This window comes from Enterocloster bolteae (genome assembly GCF_002234575.2).
Taxonomy (GTDB): domain Bacteria; phylum Bacillota; class Clostridia; order Lachnospirales; family Lachnospiraceae; genus Enterocloster; species Enterocloster bolteae.
Genome location: NZ_CP022464.2, coordinates 4,105,927 through 4,123,286 on the forward strand (window position 1 = coordinate 4,105,927; position 17,360 = coordinate 4,123,286).

General features: G+C 47.3%; 13 protein-coding genes. 2 read left to right on the top strand and 11 right to left on the bottom strand.

Annotated elements, in window-relative coordinates:
• Positions 1–32: 32 nt before the first annotated feature.
• Genes CGC65_RS19145 through CGC65_RS19155 form a run of 3 tightly spaced genes read right to left on the bottom strand, consistent with a single transcriptional unit; the run spans position 33 to position 3,492 of the window.
• Positions 33–1,376 carry an alanine/glycine:cation symporter family protein gene (locus CGC65_RS19145; protein WP_002565000.1) on the bottom strand — a complete coding sequence of 448 codons (1,344 nt, stop codon included), beginning with the start codon at positions 1,374–1,376 and terminating at the stop codon, positions 33–35.
• Positions 1,376–2,686, bottom strand: a complete 1,311-nt coding sequence (locus tag CGC65_RS19150; RefSeq protein ID WP_002565001.1) for an alkaline phosphatase family protein — start codon at positions 2,684–2,686, stop codon at positions 1,376–1,378. The genes CGC65_RS19145 and CGC65_RS19150 overlap by 1 nt, the downstream gene beginning before the upstream one ends.
• Positions 2,687–2,700: 14 nt before the next feature.
• Positions 2,701–3,492, bottom strand: coding sequence for a DeoR/GlpR family DNA-binding transcription regulator (locus tag CGC65_RS19155; protein ID WP_002565002.1), 792 nt, complete (start codon positions 3,490–3,492; stop codon positions 2,701–2,703).
• Positions 3,493–3,757: 265 nt separating this feature from the next.
• Here CGC65_RS19155 and CGC65_RS19160 point away from each other — a divergent pair, with 265 nt between their 5' ends.
• Positions 3,758–5,035, top strand: a complete 1,278-nt coding sequence (locus CGC65_RS19160; RefSeq protein WP_002565003.1) for an MFS transporter — start codon at positions 3,758–3,760, stop codon at positions 5,033–5,035.
• On the opposite strand, the gene CGC65_RS19165 is transcribed toward CGC65_RS19160, so the two are convergent.
• From CGC65_RS19165 to CGC65_RS19185, 5 genes are all read right to left on the bottom strand, one after another.
• Entirely contained in the window at positions 5,025–6,290 is a 1,266-nt protein-coding gene (locus tag CGC65_RS19165; RefSeq protein ID WP_002565004.1) for an RsiV family protein, read from the bottom strand. The two genes, CGC65_RS19160 and CGC65_RS19165, sit on opposite strands and share 11 nt — an antisense overlap.
• Entirely contained in the window at positions 6,287–6,778 is a 492-nt protein-coding gene (locus CGC65_RS19170; protein ID WP_002565005.1) for a sigma-70 family RNA polymerase sigma factor, read from the bottom strand. Before CGC65_RS19170 ends, CGC65_RS19165 begins: the two co-directional genes overlap by 4 nt.
• A 214-nt stretch (positions 6,779–6,992) precedes the next feature.
• The gene (locus CGC65_RS19175; RefSeq protein WP_002565006.1) at positions 6,993–8,369 is read right to left on the bottom strand and encodes an MATE family efflux transporter; all 1,377 of its coding nucleotides are present in this window, start codon (positions 8,367–8,369) and stop codon (positions 6,993–6,995) included.
• The gene (locus CGC65_RS19180) at positions 8,366–8,989 is read right to left on the bottom strand and encodes a TetR/AcrR family transcriptional regulator (protein ID WP_002565007.1); all 624 of its coding nucleotides are present in this window, start codon (positions 8,987–8,989) and stop codon (positions 8,366–8,368) included. Before CGC65_RS19180 ends, CGC65_RS19175 begins: the two co-directional genes overlap by 4 nt.
• 269 nt (positions 8,990–9,258) lie before the next feature.
• Positions 9,259–12,135 carry an EAL domain-containing protein gene (locus CGC65_RS19185; protein ID WP_002565008.1) on the bottom strand — a complete coding sequence of 959 codons (2,877 nt, stop codon included), beginning with the start codon at positions 12,133–12,135 and terminating at the stop codon, positions 9,259–9,261.
• Between the two features lie 353 nt (positions 12,136–12,488).
• Here CGC65_RS19185 and CGC65_RS19190 point away from each other — a divergent pair, with 353 nt between their 5' ends.
• A complete protein-coding gene (locus CGC65_RS19190; protein ID WP_002565009.1) occupies positions 12,489–13,436 on the top strand; it encodes a LysR family transcriptional regulator in 948 nt (315 codons plus the stop codon).
• 3 nt (positions 13,437–13,439) lie between these two features.
• On the opposite strand, the gene CGC65_RS19195 is transcribed toward CGC65_RS19190, so the two are convergent.
• The 3 genes from CGC65_RS19195 to CGC65_RS19205 form a co-directional block, all read right to left on the bottom strand.
• Positions 13,440–14,720: an SLC13 family permease gene (locus tag CGC65_RS19195; RefSeq protein WP_002565010.1), complete on the bottom strand. Its 1,281-nt coding sequence runs from the start codon at positions 14,718–14,720 to the stop codon at positions 13,440–13,442.
• A 139-nt stretch (positions 14,721–14,859) separates the two neighbouring features.
• Complete coding sequence (locus CGC65_RS19200) at positions 14,860–15,891, bottom strand: hydroxyacid dehydrogenase (RefSeq protein ID WP_002565012.1); 1,032 nt, start codon at positions 15,889–15,891, stop codon at positions 14,860–14,862.
• A 36-nt stretch (positions 15,892–15,927) separates the two neighbouring features.
• On the bottom strand, positions 15,928–17,346 hold the full coding sequence (locus CGC65_RS19205; protein WP_002565013.1) for a DASS family sodium-coupled anion symporter: 1,419 nt from the start codon (positions 17,344–17,346) through the stop codon (positions 15,928–15,930).
• Positions 17,347–17,360 lie beyond the last annotated feature (14 nt).

A 17,360-nucleotide genomic window follows, 5' to 3' on the forward strand; every position in this document is an offset into this window, starting at 1 on the left:
TTCTGTCTGTAAATTTATAGTTTCTTTGCGCCCTATTGGTTCTCTCTGAAGAATTCCCTGGTCATCCTCATTACCACCGGTGAAAGTTTAAGAAGAGCCAGCACATTGGGTATGATTAAAAGTCCCAGCATACAATCCTGAACAGACCAAACGATCCCGGCCGTGCTCAGGCTTCCCAATAAAATCAATACGGGAAACAGAATGCGGTAAAAACGGTCTCCTTTCAGGCTCTTTATGTACATAAGGCTCACATGGCCAAAATACCACTGGCTCATGATGGAGGTGGATGCAAACAAGATCAGGCTGACCGAAACCACGTATTTAAAAAGAGGAGCGACGGTCCCAAATGCCTCAGCCGCCAATGACGCCGCACTTGCACCTTCCAGAGGCACCCCGCTTGCCAGGATGGAAAAACCAGTGGTGCTGCAGATAACCATAGTATCTACGAACACCTCCACAACACCATAAAATCCCTGTCTGGCCGGATGGTCCACCTGCGCCGCCGAATGAATAACGGCCGCAGATCCTTCGCCTGCTTCATTGGAATACAGCCCCCTGGCCACACCAAAACGCATGGCCTCCTTCATTGTCAGTCCCGCGGCGGCCCCCATCCCTGCTTTCATGGAACAGGCGTCCTGCAAAATGCTTCTGAACATGGGAAGGATGGAATCCAGATTAGTGAACACCACCACGATACCTCCCACAATATACAGCGATGCCATGACCGGCACGATTTTCTGAGCCACATCCGCCAGGCGCTTAAGTCCGCCGCCTATAATGAAAACCATGACAGCCGCCATTAAAATCCCTGTGACTGCTTTCGGGACTCCAAATACCTGAAAGGCCACATCCGATATGGTATTGGACTGAATCAACGTTCCTCCCGCATTCTGGAAAAACAGGAGAACCGCCGCGGCTACGCCCAACAGCCTTGCATGGAGCCCCTTTTCAATGTAATACATGGGGCCTCCGTAATAGCTTCCGTCCGCACCTTTTTGACGAAACACCAGTCCCAACACAATTTCAGCATACTTTGTGGCCATGCCTAAAAATGCAGCTGCCCACATCCAGAACAATGCGCCCGGTCCTCCTCCAATCAATGCAGTGGCGACACCAACAATATTTCCGCTTCCCACACAGCTGGCTATCGCCATATAAAGCGCCTGGATAGAGGATACGGTTCCCTTATGGTCCCGGGTACCCTCTGTTTTCTCTTTTTTTGGACATAATTCCTTTATGATCCAGGGGATGGACCTGAACTGGATTCCGCCCGTGGCAATGGTGTAAAACACTCCCAGCCCCAGCAGCACAAACAACATCCAGTTCCCCCACAGCAGGCCGGCCAGATTCCCCAGTACTGCCTCTGCTGTTTTCATCACTTCAACCGGTTCCTTCCCTCCGCCTGCGGCATATCAAATCCCATGACAGATGCCAGTGTAGGCGCTATATCAATCAGATTCATGGACCCTATGTCGCACTTTCGTTCTATCCCGCATCCCTCAATCATGAAGGATGCCCTCATCTCCTCAAATCGTTCACAATAACCATGCTGGGCTTTCTGATGCAGTGTTTCCGTACAGTAATCCCCTTCTGCGTCATCCCGTATTTCATATCCCTTCCGGGAAACCAGCACATAGTCAGCCAGTGGGAAACCTCCCCTCTCTATGGCCTGCGCCCGGTCCAACACCTCCAGGATTCCAAAAACCGGATCGGATGACAGCTCCTTCATTATCTGATCCAGCTTTCTTCTTGCATCCTCATCCTGTCCATTCTTTAGCCGGATTTCAGACATCCCCCCCGCGCGCTGGGACCAGGCCCTCCAGTCCGTCACCCTGCCGTTCCCATCTGTAGTGATAAGCCCTGCTTCCCTCAGCTTTACGTTGGGCCGGATATTATACCGGTTATCCAGTGTCCCATGGTCGGATACCACACAGACAACGGCCTGGCCATCTGTCATACTATGTACCTTTTCAATCAGATCCCCCAGCATTTTGTCAATGGCCTCAATTGCATGTGCTGCCTCTTTGCTGTACACTCCGTATTGGTGGGCCATCTCGTCAAAGGATGCAAAATAGGCGGTCATGAAGAAAGGACATTTCCCAGCCTTTGGCGCTAGTTTATGGTCCAATACCCACATAGCTGCCCGGTATCTCTGCCTGTCCCCTGCTTCCGTCAGGTCCAGCCCCCCTGCGTACCTTCCAATCTCCTTTTCCATCTCCAGAATCATGCCCTGGGGCACGGACATGGCATCAATAAAACGGCTGTCAAGCTCCGTGCCGTCCCACCAGAATTCAGGTGCCATAAAGTCTCCTCCGGCAGCCACAGAAGTGGGAAAGGCCACGCTGGCAGACAAATATCCATGTTTTCCGGCAGCCTCCCACAAATTTTCCGCCTTTTTGCTGGCAAACCAGTGCCATGCCCCCATATGTTCCCCCATAGGGTCAAAAATACCATTGTTATAAATACCATGGGTGGCTGGATTAGTTCCCGTTATGATGCTTTGATGACAGGGATACGTAAAGGTAGGGAACACACTCTGAACTCCCCCGCCTGCAAATGTACCATTCTCCACAAAATATTTGCTTATATTAGGAAGACTGATTCCCAGACGCTCCTGTTCAAAAACAAACTCCGGTTTTAACGCGTCCACGGATACCAGCAATACGCTTACCTTATTTCTCTCCATATCCTTTATCCCCCTTAGTTTTCCGGCTTCTCAACAGATATGCCTGCCTGCTCAAACGGCCGTATCTGCTCCTTCGATGCCTCGGAATCAGTAATAATCATCCCCACCCGGTCAATATCACACATCTTCACCAGGGAATTCACCCCCAGCTTGGTACTGTCCGCAATGACAATGGTCTGGTCTGACGCTTCCATCATCTTTTCCTGCACGATAATTTCATCCATGCGCTGGTAAGTGATCCCCCTGTCTACCGAGATACCGCAGGTGGTCAGGAAAAATGTGTTTATACTTAATTTAGAAAATATCATGCCGGCAATATCAGACACAAAAGCCATCTCCTCAGGGCGGTACACACCCCCGGTGGCAATGAGAGTGATTCCCTTTGCATCGGCCAGCTCATTTAATATGGCGATGGAATTGGTAACGACTGTCAGGGAACGGAATGTCCTCTTTATGACACGGGCCAGCTCATAGGCAGTGGTTCCCGAATCCAGCGCAATGGATTGGCCCTCTTTAATAAAGCGGACCGCAAACTCTGCAATCTCCACCTTGCTCTCCAGATTCTCTCTCTCCCTGGCCGAAAAATTCTGATATTGGATGGTCCGCTCCCCGGGCATCTCTTCCTTGTCAGCTAAAAAAGCCCCTCCTCTCGTACGCCGTATCAGTCCCTGAGCCTCCATGTTTTCCAAATCCCTGCGGACTGTTTCGGGAGAAACCCCCATCTTCTTCTTTAAATCCGCAACCTTAACGCTTCCGTCCGTCTGCATCAGGTTTATTATCTTTTGGTACCGTTGTTCCGCCAGCATCCGCAAACGCTCCTTTCTTCCCCTTAATTAGCTTGTTTGTACTTTTTTTAACTACTTTTAACTCATAATAGCACACACAAGCACACTATTCAACCCTTTTTCTCCGCAAAACATCACAAAATCGCTTATTTATTTTCGTATAAATTCCACAATTTAACTCATTTTAGCTCATATTAACTTGACTTAGCTTATTTTACCACATATACTGTGTGTACGGAAACAACCAAACACAATAGAATAAAAAGTAAAATCAGGAGATGAAAAAATGAAAACAATTGCAGACAACCGTCAATCAAAAAAGTGGATTTCATTTGGAACATTGGTGCTGGGTGCCGGAACCATTTATAAGCTGGGGTGTTTAAAGGATGCTTTTTATGTTCCCATGCAGGAATTTATGGGACTCACACACACACAGATAGGTACAGCCATGAGTGTGGCCGGACTGATTTCCACTTTCGGCTTTCTGATCTCCATCTATCTCACGGACCGGGTGTCTAAAAAGGTCATGATTCCCATGTCGCTTATGGGCATCGGTTTACTGGGCATCGGCCTTTCTACCTTCCCGCCCTACTGGCTCTTTCTGTTAATCAACTGCGGCCTCGCCGTCTGTGCGGACATGCTCTACTGGCCCACCATGTTAAAGACGGTCCGTCTTTTGGGTTCAGAAGAAGAACAGGGCCGTATGTTCGGTATCATGGAAGCCGGACGGGGACTTGTGGATACAGTCATTGCCTTTGGCGCCCTGGGCGTCTTCGCACTGCTCGGAAGCAATGCCGCCAGCCTGAAGGCTGCCATCCTTTTTTACTCAGCAGTCCCCATGGTAATCGGCATCATCGCTTATTTCCTTCTTGAGCCGGACGAGATAAAGGCTGTCAATGCTGCCGGAGAAAAAGTGAGCCGAAACAAGGCAGCTATGGATAATGTAATTCTGGCCCTTAAAAACAAGAACATCTGGCTGGTATCATTTAATGTTTTTTCGGTCTATTGTGTTTACTGCGGACTTACATATTTTATTCCCTTCCTCAAAGACCTGTATGCGATACCTGCTGTTTTGGTTGGCGCTTATGGAATCATCAACCAATATGCCCTGAAAATGCTGGGCGGTCCTGTGGGCGGCTACCTGACCGATAAGGTATTCCATTCCGCCACAAAATATCTGCGCGTGGTATTTGTTATTACAGGAACAGCCCTGACTGTCTTTGCGTTCCTTCCCCACAGCCATATGAATGTATATTTCGGCATGCTCATGACCCTCAGCATCGGTGCCTGTGTATTCAGCATGCGGGCCATATTCTTCGCTCCCATGGATGAGATTAACGTACCCAGGGAAATAACCGGCTCCGCCATGTCACTTGGTTCCTTCATCGGTTATCTGCCCGGCGCATTCCTCTACTCCATCTATGGGAGTATCCTGGACCACAATCCCGGCCTCAGCGGCTACCGCATTGTATTCCTTATCATGGCCGTGTCCGCCGGCGCCGGATTCCTGCTGAGCAGTTACATATTAAGTGTGATTGGTAAGGATAAGGCCATCAATAATTAATTCCTTTAACGGCCAGCACTCCCTCGGATACCCCGAATACAATGTTCGGGGTTCCGTCTTTTTTAAGGACGAATCCGGCCATGCTGGGTGAAAGCGTTTCATCTCCCGCCGCCTCCACTGCCGCCGCCAATTCCGGTGTGAATATGCGGTCTGTTCCCAAGGCAGCCAGTTCTTCCGGTGACCCCGCCGAAACGCCGCCGTCCTTAAATCCCACATACAAAGGATAGGAGGCCAGGGAGGCCAATGCATCCATATCCCGGTCTGCAACAGCCTCTTTTACCTTTCCGGCAAAAGCAGTTATCTCTTCTTCCGGCACCATGAAATTATCCGTATAGCCGGTTTTTTCTGCCATGTTCCCTGTTTTGTCTATCTCAAACTCCAGTTTTCCATAAGCTCCGGGAGCAATCTCATATTTATCAAACACAATAACCGGATTTTCCTTCTCATTCATGTAAAACACGGTTTTATCCGTGACTCCTGTAAACCCGCCCTCTGACTTGGACCAGAAAGCGATGCCTTCCTTCTCCTCCATATTTTCCATCTGGCGGAGTATGCTTTCATCCGCAATCCTGGCATAGTCATGGCCCAGGACATCTGCCAGCGTAACCATTTTATTATCCTTTAAATCAATATTGTAATATTTTGTTTCACTGTAGGCCGAGGACCAGTTCTCAGTTCCCTGTACCGCAAAGGAAAGATACGCCTCTGTCTGGGCCTTGATTTCATATCCCACATGAATGTTAATATCATGTGCTTCCCACTCCTCCTCTGTTCCTCCAGTTTCCATAAACGCCTTCTTATATTCCCTGGCGCGTTCCACTGCCTCGTCTGCATACTGGCTGCATAAATCGTATATTTCCTGATTCAATGCAGAATCCAGCCCATTTGTATCCTTTGCTATCATCTCCACGCTGGGAATTTCCACCGATATTTTCCAGTCCCCTTCATCCCTCTCGTAAGACCGGAAGGTAAGAATCCGCGCCGCTGCTCCTATGACAGGGAGTCCTGCCGCCATTTCCGCAAAAGCTGTGTTTGTGTTTAACGCCGTAGTAAATACCAGTACAAGGGCTGCTGCCATACCTGCACATGTTCCCCATATCCTGTGTTTTCTGCGTATCCTGACCGTTGGTATTCTTTGCCTCTGACTTTTCCGCTTTTCCTCTGACCGGACAATTGCTGCCTTGACCCGCCCGGACAGTTCCGCGGGAATAGGTATCTCCTCATATCTTTTTCTTGCATCTTCTATCTGTCTCATAAGTCCGCCTCCTGTATGTTTTGTTTTAACAGTTTCAAACCGCGGTATAATTTTGCCTTCACCGTATTCAGATTGGTCCTTGTTACGTAAGCTATTTCCTTCAGCGTCAGCTCCTCGAAATAGCGGAGCTTTATGATGGTCTGCACATCCTCCTCCAGCCGGTTTAACTGCTCGTAAACATCGTACTCATGGTTGTATCCTTCTTCATAATATGGTATCTCCTGCCCCATTCCCTCCTCTGTGGGAATCTCCATCTTCTGTTTCCTGAGCAGCAGCAGGCTCTCATTTACAAGAATACGGTAAAACCATGTTTTTACGGCATTTTCATTTCTGATCGCCTCATAGTGGTCCAATGCCTTGCAGACAGCATTCTGGACAATATCCATGGCGTCCTCCTGGTTATGGACATAACTGTAGGCCAGCCTGTAAAATTTCTCCTGGTTGCTGACGATATAGTCCACAATTCTGTTATATAAATCTTCCTTCATGGGGTTTACATCCCTCCTTGCAGTGTTGTTTCGCGGCACATCATAGCGGTACATCTTTGCTGCTGATATATAGATTCTTCTTTCGTCTTAAAAGTTGCATATGATTAAGTTTTTTAACCATAAAATGCAGTCAGGGCAGGAATCCGATGTTTCACCGATTCCCGCCCCGCCTGGTACCTGGCATTTACTGCCCCATTCTGTTTTATGTCCATTCTTACCGGAATGCCGCCATATGTTCCGACGCCATCCGCTTCATTGGTTTGACTGAGTACAGGCAGACCGCCATAGTCAGTATATCCGCTGCCGGCTGTGCCAGATAAATTCCCGTGACACCCATTATTCCGGGCAAAATCAGTATGAATGGGACATAAAACAGTCCCTGGCGTATGACGGACAGGAATAATCCATATCTGGAAGAACCAATGGTTTGATATGTAATTGTCATCATGTAGCACAGCCCAAAAGCCGGATAAAGGGCCACCTGGGAAATCAAAAGCCTGACACCGTAATCAATGACAGCCGGATTCCTGTTAAACAGCATAATCAACGGCCTGGCCAGAAGAATATAGGTTCCCGCCACCAGCACGGTAAGAATCAGGGATGTCCTCAATGCAAAGCGTACGGACTCATGAAACCGTTCCTCCCTGTTGGCCCCAAAGGAGTAGGCGGCTACCGGCTGATATCCCTGCATGAACCCCATGACTACATAGCATCCAATCAGCACCAGGCGCTGTACCACACCGTATGCGGCTATAATAAGGTCTGCGTCTGTCATGGACTTTGCTGCTATATTGGTAAGGGATGTTGCCGCCGCAAGGCAGATCTGTATAACAGCTGTAGGTATACCGATAAGTGTGACGGATTTGATTAGAGTCCACTGGGGTTTAAAATATTCCCTCTTTATTTTAATGATGGAACGTCCGGATAGGTAGAACCATCCCAGGATAAAAAATGTGACAAACTGTGAGACTGTTGTGGCAAGGGAAGCCCCCTCCACTCCCATTGCAAACCCCCAGTCAAACATAAAGACAGGGTCCAGCACCACATTAAGAGCAGCACCCGTCACAACCGCGATAGATGAGATCTTTACAGATGACTCTGCCCTGGCCGCGCAGTTCATACTCTGGGCGGGAAGATTGGCAAGGGCCGCCACAAACATCCAGAATGCGTAATCCCCGGCCTGGGGCAGCACAGCTTCGGAGGCTCCGAAGGCCCGCAGTAAAGGCTCCATGAAAATGATACCTGCCGCACATAGAAACATTCCAATGAATACAGATAACCCAACCACGGATGTGACCGTCCTGTTAGCCCCCATCTTATCGCCCGCTCCCAGTTGTCTGCCAGCCAGCACCGCTGCCCCTGCCGCAAAAATATTTTCCACTGAAACCATGATGAGCAGCAGCGGAAGGGTAACGCCTACAGCTGCAAGCGCAATATCTGAACCAAGCATTCCGATGTAAGCTGTATCCACAATATTGTAGACGGCCTTTGCCAATAAGGCCAGGGTGGCCGGAACTGCCAGCCTGGTAATGGCTCTGGAGGGCTTCATATCACCCAGTATGGATTCCTGACGTGCGTTTTCTTTCTTCATATGTCCACATCCTTTCGTTCCACCACACCATGGAGAAGCACATCCAATGCTCTCCTGCAATCCTCTTCATGTGTCTTGAAATCAATCTCCTTCTCCCCGGATGACTGATACTTTGCATTGATATAATCCTGAAACTGCAGGAATATATCCACCACCGTTTCCCGTGACACCCCGCCCCTGAGCTTAAGAGGCTCCAATATCCGGTTCAATATAGATATATTAAATTCATCGAACCCGGATTTGCGCTGCCTGACGGCTGATTCCAGATGGGCCGGCGGCATGATAACCGCCTCGCAGAAAATCCTGCGGTACATGGGAAATGCCTGGAAAAATTCAAACCTGGCATCAAAATAAAGCTGCAGCTGTCTGTGGACGGTTTCCCCTTCCAATATCAGCTTTTCTCTCAGATATTCCGTCAAAGCCCGAAAACATCCATCCACACAGGCCAGATACAGCTCATCCTTGGTCTGGAAATAATGGTAAATGATTCCCTTGGACACACCCTCACAGCTGCATATATTGTTAACGGAACTGGCTCCATATCCTTGTTCCGCGAATTCCTTCAGCGCGCTCTCCATAATCCGGTGTTTTGTCTGTTGATTTTTCTCTTCCCGCTTCATGAACATTCCCCTCCAAAATTATTGACCACTCGGTCTATTTATGATTAGGATATCACAAATTGACTAAGTGGTCAATAATTTAAATCTGAAATATTTATAATCTGCTATCCGGTGCAAAGACCGTCAGTCTACCACCGCCCCTTCCAGGGACATCACCCGCAGGGAAGATCCTGCCCATGCCTCATCATACAGTATTACCCTGGCAAAAAGGCACTCTGGAGCCGCCTCACAAGCCGCAGCAGTATTGCAGCTCATCCATGCTGTTGTTTTTAGCCCAGAAGCTGCTCAAACGCTGCTGTCTGCATCGGACGGTAATAGTAATAGCCCTGGGCGATGTGGCAGCCAATATCCTGGAGTACTTTTACCTGTACTTGGGTTTCCACTCCTTCGCATACGACCTCCATCCCCAGCTCCGAGGCCATGTTCACCAGATTTTCAATGACAATCTGCTCCCGCGGTCCCTGAAGCCCGGCACATACAAAGCTGCGGTCCAGTTTGAGGACATCCGCCCTCAGCCTTTGCAGCTGCCCCAAGGAGGAATATCCGGAGCCGAAATCATCTATGGCAATCTGAAATCCGCGCATCTTCAGTTCCGTCAGGGCGGAGGACACACTCTCAGGTGCATCGGCAATCGCACTTTCGGTAATCTCCACTTCCAGCAGATGATGGGGAACCTGGAACCGATCAGCAATTTCAGAAACCTGGCCGGCAAACCCGTCATGTCCGAAATGCATCTGCGAGAAATTACATGAGACTGTAACAGCGGGACGTCCCTCATCCAGCCATCTGCGTACTGTGCGGCATACCTGCTCAAACATATGAAGGTCCACTCGGACAATAAGACCCTTCTTTTCAAAAAATGGAATGAAGGACCCCGGCATCAGAAGCCCCTGTTCCGGGTGATTCCAGCGAACCAGGGCTTCGCAGCCCACAATCCTGCCTGTATCCATGTCCACCTTTGGCTGGTAATACGCCTCAAATTCCCCCTGTTCCATCGCGGAGGCCAGCCTTCCCTCCAGCCCCTGTTCAAACAGGGCCTTATTCCGCATCTGCTCATCATATAGGAAGCAGCTTCCGCCTGCCGCTGTCTTAGCGCTACGCATGGCATAGTTCGCAAAGTCAAGCATCTGTTTCATGTCGTTAGTCTCGCCGGCATCCGCCTGGTAAACACCAAAGGATACCGCGATCTCATAAGGTATGATTCCCCTCTCCCCACGCCACTTGTTCAGCACCGCCTGGATATGCATCAAATCAGCAGCAAGCGTTTCCCATTGTTTGTAATGCCTGAGCATCACGAAGTTATCAGCCGAAAGCCTGGCGCAGCACTCCCTGTCCTCCATTGATTTCTGTAAGATACTCCCGAATGCGCGCAGGACTTCATCCCCCTCCTCAAAGCCAAAGGTATCGTTTATCAGCTTGAAACGGTCAATGTCACAATAAACCACCGCATATTTCCCCGTCGCCAGGAGTTCCTCCGCCCGGACATAAAAACGGTTTATATTATCCAGACCTGTCAGCTCATCCCGGTAGAGCAGGTCCTGGATACGGCGCTTACTGCGGGAAATATTAAACAGGTTGATGCACAGCAGCAGGATGATGCTGCCGGATACAGCTGCCACAAGCCCTGTTATCAACCAGATATTCTGATGTACAAACGCTTCCATGGTAATGGGACGGACAGAAACGGAGTTGTTCAGCAGCAGGGTATCAATCTCTTCATTGGACATATACTGGATATATTTATCCAATATGGAGAACAACCTGGGGTCGGCAGATTTGGATACGCCGATACAGAGGTCGTTTGGGTACTGGGTCAGCGCAGTGACATGAAGCTTTTCATATTTGGGGGCGCTGATTATGTAATTTGCCGTCTGGGTATTGGTATAAGTTGCCTGAGCTTTTCCATCCAGGACTGCATCAAAACACGCCTGTATAGAATCGTAATATTGGATTTCCTTTTCCGGATTGTTTTGGGCGACATGTTCAGAGAGCTGATACCCCTCCGGAAGAGCCAGCACCTCTATCTCCGTTCTTTCAGCCTGGGTAATCATTGCACTGGGAGTATTCAGGAAACGCAGTGTGGTGTTCATATGGTTGCGCTCATCCCACAGATAATCTCCATCCACAACGGAAACGGCATCCGTCTCCCCCAGTTTCACTGCACGTAAGGCCGTGGCTGCAGGGCAGGCTTCAAACTGGAAGTCCAGCCCGCTCTTCTCTGCAATCCGGGCAAAAATATCTGCCATAATACCGTTTAACTCGCCTTCAGCATCTTTATATGAGAAAGGGGCAAACGAAGGGTCGTAAGAAATATGTATCGGCTCATCCGCAGCCTCGATGTATTCAACTTCTTCCTTGGTTAGTACCGGAACCTGATTGGAGCTTGGTGAGAGATACTTGTCATAAAGGTCCGTCCGATAATCAGGATTGCGCAGAAGAATGTCATTAATGGACCGGTTAATCTGAGCCAAAAGGTCCGGACGCTGTTTCGAGACCGCAATGTACATTGGGGTCGGGGCAAACCGCGCAACACTGCGGAACACACTGCTGCGGCCCAGGTGGGTAATTGCCACACCATCCAGGGTCCCGCTCCCAAGCGCGTCCAGCAGTTCCTGCGTCTCATCATATTCAATGATGGTGAGCGCAACGCCGTTCTGCGCACAGTAGCGTTTGAAACTTTCGCCATCCTCACCCCCCTTAATAATGCCTACCCTCATGCCCTGGAAAGCGTCAAAATCCTCATAATTGTAACGGTTATCATCCATCCGCACATTGAGGGTAGTATAAATCGTACACATGGACTCATCGGTAAATAACATCTGATCCATTCTGCCTTCCGTGCGGTATACAGCAGGCAGAATGTCTATCCTGCCATCAATCAAAAGCTGGAACGCTTCCTGCCAGCTGGGGGAATCCACTACCTCGTAAGATAGTCCACTCAGTTTTGAGACTTCCTGGAGGAACTCGAAGTTATAACCTTCATACTCCCCCTGCGCATTATGATACATGTAATCGCCATCTTCATAATAGCCTACAAGCGCGGCAGAAGCCGTCTCCGCTGCGGATACGTCCAGAGGGAACAGGAATACAATGAGAAGCACGGCTATCATCAATATCCCATTCATCCCTTTTACCTTTGTCTGCATATGAATTCCCTCCTCAACGGCTCGGCTCCATTATTCATACAAACTGCATCTTTCCTTTTTGAGCTTTAAGGCTATTTTAACACATATACCGGCCAAACGCAATTTGATGCATGTTGAAAAAACCTATATAATATAACGATGCCTGTATCGGCACAATACATCTTTCAACAAATGGCTATGGGAACACTTTTACTCTTAATTATGAAGATGTCTGCCGGGGTGTTTCACAGATATCCGGTTGTTCCTTTTTACTTTTCTAAAAATTATTATGCAGAAAACTTTGTTTATGCTATAATTTTTTATTAGGGATTTAAAAAGATTCTTTCGAGATTTGACTATAAAAGGAGAATATTATGGATTTAACCAGCCTTCGGTACTTTGTCGCATTAGCCCGTAATCTTCATTTTACCAAAACAGCACAAGAACTGTATATTTCCCAGCAAAATCTGAGTCAGCATATAAACAAACTGGAAACTCACTACCGTACCCCATTATTCTACAGAAAACCAAAGCTTCAATTGACGCCAGCGGGCAAAGCCTTGTATGACTCATGCATTAAAATTCTCACAGAGGAAGATAATATCTCACGGCAAATGAATGATATCATTCAAAATAATGTGGGTTCTCTTTCCATCGGAGCAAGCCAGTACCGTGGCCAGTACTGGCTTCCGCTCATTCTTCCTGACTATCTAAAGTGCTGGCCAAATATAAATGTGCAGGTCACTATGGAACGGTCGGAAAAGATGGAACAGCTTCTTGTCTCGGGGGACCTGGACTTTTTCGTAGGAATCAAGCACGGCGATGATTCCCTGCTCCGATTTATTCCGTTAATGAATGACAAAGTATATATGGCTATCACAAGGGAGCTGATGGAGCAATATTTTGGTAAAGAGACTGATACGATTATTACAAAATGCAGCAATGGCACCACCCTGAAAGAATTTAAAGAGGTACCATTTATGCGGTTGAAATCCACTTACCGGCTCCGTATGCTGACTGACAAGTGTTTTCAGGCTGTAGGCTATAAACCACGGCAGATTCTGGAAGTGGAATCCATCGACCTGATGATTTCTCTGTTCCCATATAGTCTGGGCGCCTTTTTCTGCACAGGGATGCGGGTTCCATCGCTCAAAACCGCCCATCCAAACACTTACTTTTTCCCGGTACAGCTGAATGGAAAAACCTTGCTCAATCCACTCGGCATTGTATACCATAAAGACCGTTTTCTTCCCAGATATGCACAGGATTTCATGGAGCGGTTAAAATCTTTTTTTGCATCATTTGAAAATTCTTCCTGTTAATTATTAATATAAAGGAAAAACAAATGGTGCCCATATAATATAAGCGGCGGCAAAAACAGCCGCCGTTGGCAGTCCTGCTTTTATATAATCGCTGAATCGGTATTCACCTGCTTCCATAATCAGCGCCTGGATTCCGGCCGCCATCGGAGTAGAAATAGAAAGCGTGGCGCCTGCCACTGTGGCAACCATAATGGCAGTGGGATTGATTCCTGTTGTACAGGCCACAGTAGCCGCAATGGGCATCGTCAGATTGATCACAGGTATATTGCCCATAAACTGCGTCATGGCAAAGGGTACAAGCAAAAAAATAGCAACCAGCACATATTCACTTTGGCTGGAGTTTGTTGCGAAAACCAGTTTTTCTACTATCCAGTCTGCAATTCCGGTTTTGGTCAACGCATTTGCAAAACCCAGACTTCCCGCGAATATACACACAGTATTTAAGTCAATTGCTCCAAATGCTTCTTTTCCACTCAGCACGCCGCTGACAATCATCAGCAATGCGCCGATCAGAGGCGCATAGTGTGACGGAATCCCCACCAGAGAACTGATAATCATTGCAGCAATGCTGCCAAAAAAGATTCCAATTCCCATTTTATCCTTAAATTCAGAAAGATTGCAGTTCTCGTTCAAAATAATCTCTTCCTGATTTTTGTCCCCATTTTCTTTTTGATTTGAAATAAACTTATAGCCAAATAATCCAATAAAACTGATTGTCACTATCAATACCGGCAATCTTGCAATAGCTGAATCAAATAAACTCATACGAACAGATGACCCCATCATCTGTAAATACGAATTTCCCTGTTCCATAAAAGCTGCTCCCATTCCAAATGGCATAATTGCGAAACCCATACAAGCTGCGTCCATAACAGGCTTCAGCAAACGTCTTTTCTGAAAATTCCCTTTCCTGCTAAGCAGGGATACCATTGGAAGCATTGTTGCCCCCGCTGCTGTGGCACTGGTCAGCATTGCAAGAAAAGAGGCAATATACATACAAATCCATCTCATTTTCTTCTCACTGCTGCCAATTTTCTGAAGAAGCTTCTGTATCTTTATAATAAAACTTGTTTTCATAAGTCCGGCGCCTAAAATGAAAATCGAAGCAAACAGAAAAACCGTTGTGTTTCCAAATCCCGCCCAGGCTTCTGCTGATGACAGTACCCCCGTAATCTCTAATGCAAGACAGCAAAAAACCGCTGTCATTCCATAAGGAATTTTTGCCCAGATATAACTAATAAGCATAAAAAATCCTATTAATAATGTAACCTGAATATCCCCCATTTTTCTCCTCCCTATTATAGTTTCGATTTTTGCTTTTATATTTTAAATTTTTCCTTTTATATTTTAGATTTTTCCTTATACAGAACATGCAGACACTCCGCTTTTTCAAAGCCGAATGTCTGCTCTTTCATCTCAGTTATTAATAATCATACATACCCACCGGTTTTCTGTCCGGCTTAATCGTATCAGTATATACGGGAGCTGTTTCATAATCAATATCCGGTATAGGCCAGGTTGGCTCTTTTCCTTCATACATCTCCACAATTCCCATTGCAGCCATGTAAGAAGCCCGCATTGCCGCTTCCACCGTATTGCCGCCAACATGCGGAGTAATCAGCACATTATCCAGAGTGATCAGCGGCATATCCGGAAGAATGGGTTCGTGCACAACAGCGTCCAGCGCAGCGCCTGCTATTACATGATTCTTACAGGCCTCATATAAATCCTGTTCATTGACCACCGCGCCTCTTGCTGTATTAATCAGGAATGCGGTGGGCTTCATCATCGAGAGTGTTTCTTTATTAATCATATTTCTTGTAACAGAGGTATTTGGCGTATGTAAAGATACATAATCACTTTCTCTGAAAATGCGTTCTATATCTCTGACCACTTCAACCCCCTCCGGGAAATCACATGCCGGCTTATATGGATCATAGCAAAGCACATTCATCTCCATTGCCAGGCAGCGTTTCGCCGTGCGGCTTCCGATATTTCCACATCCAATCAAACCAACAGTCTTTCCGTTCAGCGTAGTCATATATGTTTTCAGTTTTGCATCGTAAAAATCCACTGTTAACATATCGCGAAGACGTGTTACATTTCTGCTCATATACAGCATCAGCATAAGAGCTGTCTCCGCAACTGATGTGCTGTTCGCAACCGGAGCGTAAAGGCATTTCACTCCATAATCCGCTGCCGCTTTTAAGTCCACAGCGTCATATCCGGCCCCATGGCGTACCAGAACTTTGAGATTCGGTGCAGCTGCTTCAAATACAGCTCTGGGCATTTTCGTAATTCGTACGATAATGGCGTCCGGCTTATGCTCCTTCATGTCCGCAATTACATCTTCCGTTTCAAATCCGCGGCCGTCAATCAACGTATGTCCATGGCTTTCCAGCAAATCGCGTGCATCTTTTTTTAATTCCTGTGGTAAAAGAATTTTCCAACCCATAATTTCTTCCTCTCATTTCATGATTCTTCATTATTCTTAGCAAATGCCCATGATTTTCCAATACGGAAGTCCGATAATAAGGAATACCGCAAAAATCATAGCTAATAAAATGGTTCCTTTCAGATACCAGTCTTTCTGGCTCACATAACCATTTCCAAAAATATAGATACTTGCACCGTTTCCGTAGTTGCACAAAAGCGCGCCATATCCGCCGAAAAACGCCAGCATCAAAGACAATGCCATTATATTTACATTTGTGGATGCCGCCAATGTCAAAATAACCGGGTAAATAGAGGCGATATAGGCTGCATTGGACACGAAGAAGTACTTTGTAACAAAACTTATTAACAGCAGAATCACTAATACAGCCATTCCATTCACAGCTGAGAGATCCAGATAATTTTGTATCTGGCCAGACAGCCAGGAATAAAATCCTCCTTCATTAATTGCGCCGGATATACTGAAAAATGCACCGTACCATATGTACATGTTCCATGCACCCTTTTCCGCCATCAAGTCATTCCAATCCATGACCCCAAGCAGCAGCTCCAATGCCAGAAAAGCAAATGCAACCACATACATACTGATTCCAATTTTTCCCCCGAGCATCCATCCCAGAATCGCCATGATAAATAATGCCAGCAGAATTTTCTCGTCTTTTTTCATTGCGCCCATTTCCTGCATTTTACTGACAACAAAGGGTTTAATATCTCCCAAATCTTTCATCTGGGGCGGATAGAGCTTATACACAACCAGCGGGCACAAAAACAAAACAATCAGTCCCGGCACCAATGCCGCCTTAAACCACAGCATCCATGTCAATTCCACTCCGGCAATGTCTTTAATGGTTGAGGCAATCACTGCATTGGATGCCATTCCTGTCAGAAACAATACTGCTGTGGACATGGCAACTACATGTTCCAGCAGCTCCAGATATCCTCCCAGCTTTTGCGGATCCTTGTCCGGATAAGAACCCAGTGACTCTGAGACGCCCCGGAAAATAGGAAATACAATGGCAGAACGGGACGTATTGGACCCGGTGGCCGGACTCAGTATTAAATCACAAAGCATCATGACATATCCAAGACCCAGAGAGGATCTTCCGAATTTGGTTCCCCCAAATTTGGAAAGCAATATGTATGCAAGACGTTTTCCTAATCCGGTTTTCTTAAACGCCCCACAGGCAAGAAGCACTGCAAGCAAAAACCAAACTCCCTGGGCAGCATATCCGCTGTACAAAACAGCTGGTTTTTCAACAAAGCAGGCCCCAAGTCCCAATACAATCAGGCTGATTACCGGCTCTGAAAAAGGTTTCAAAATCAATCCGCACAGCAGGGACAGACACAGACCGAACATATGCCAGGTCTCTGTCTCCAGGCCTGCGGGAGCAGAGATAAGCCATGTCAGGAGCGGAAACAAAACTACCGGTATCATTTTTACCAGACGATTTTTCATCTGTTTCTCCTCCT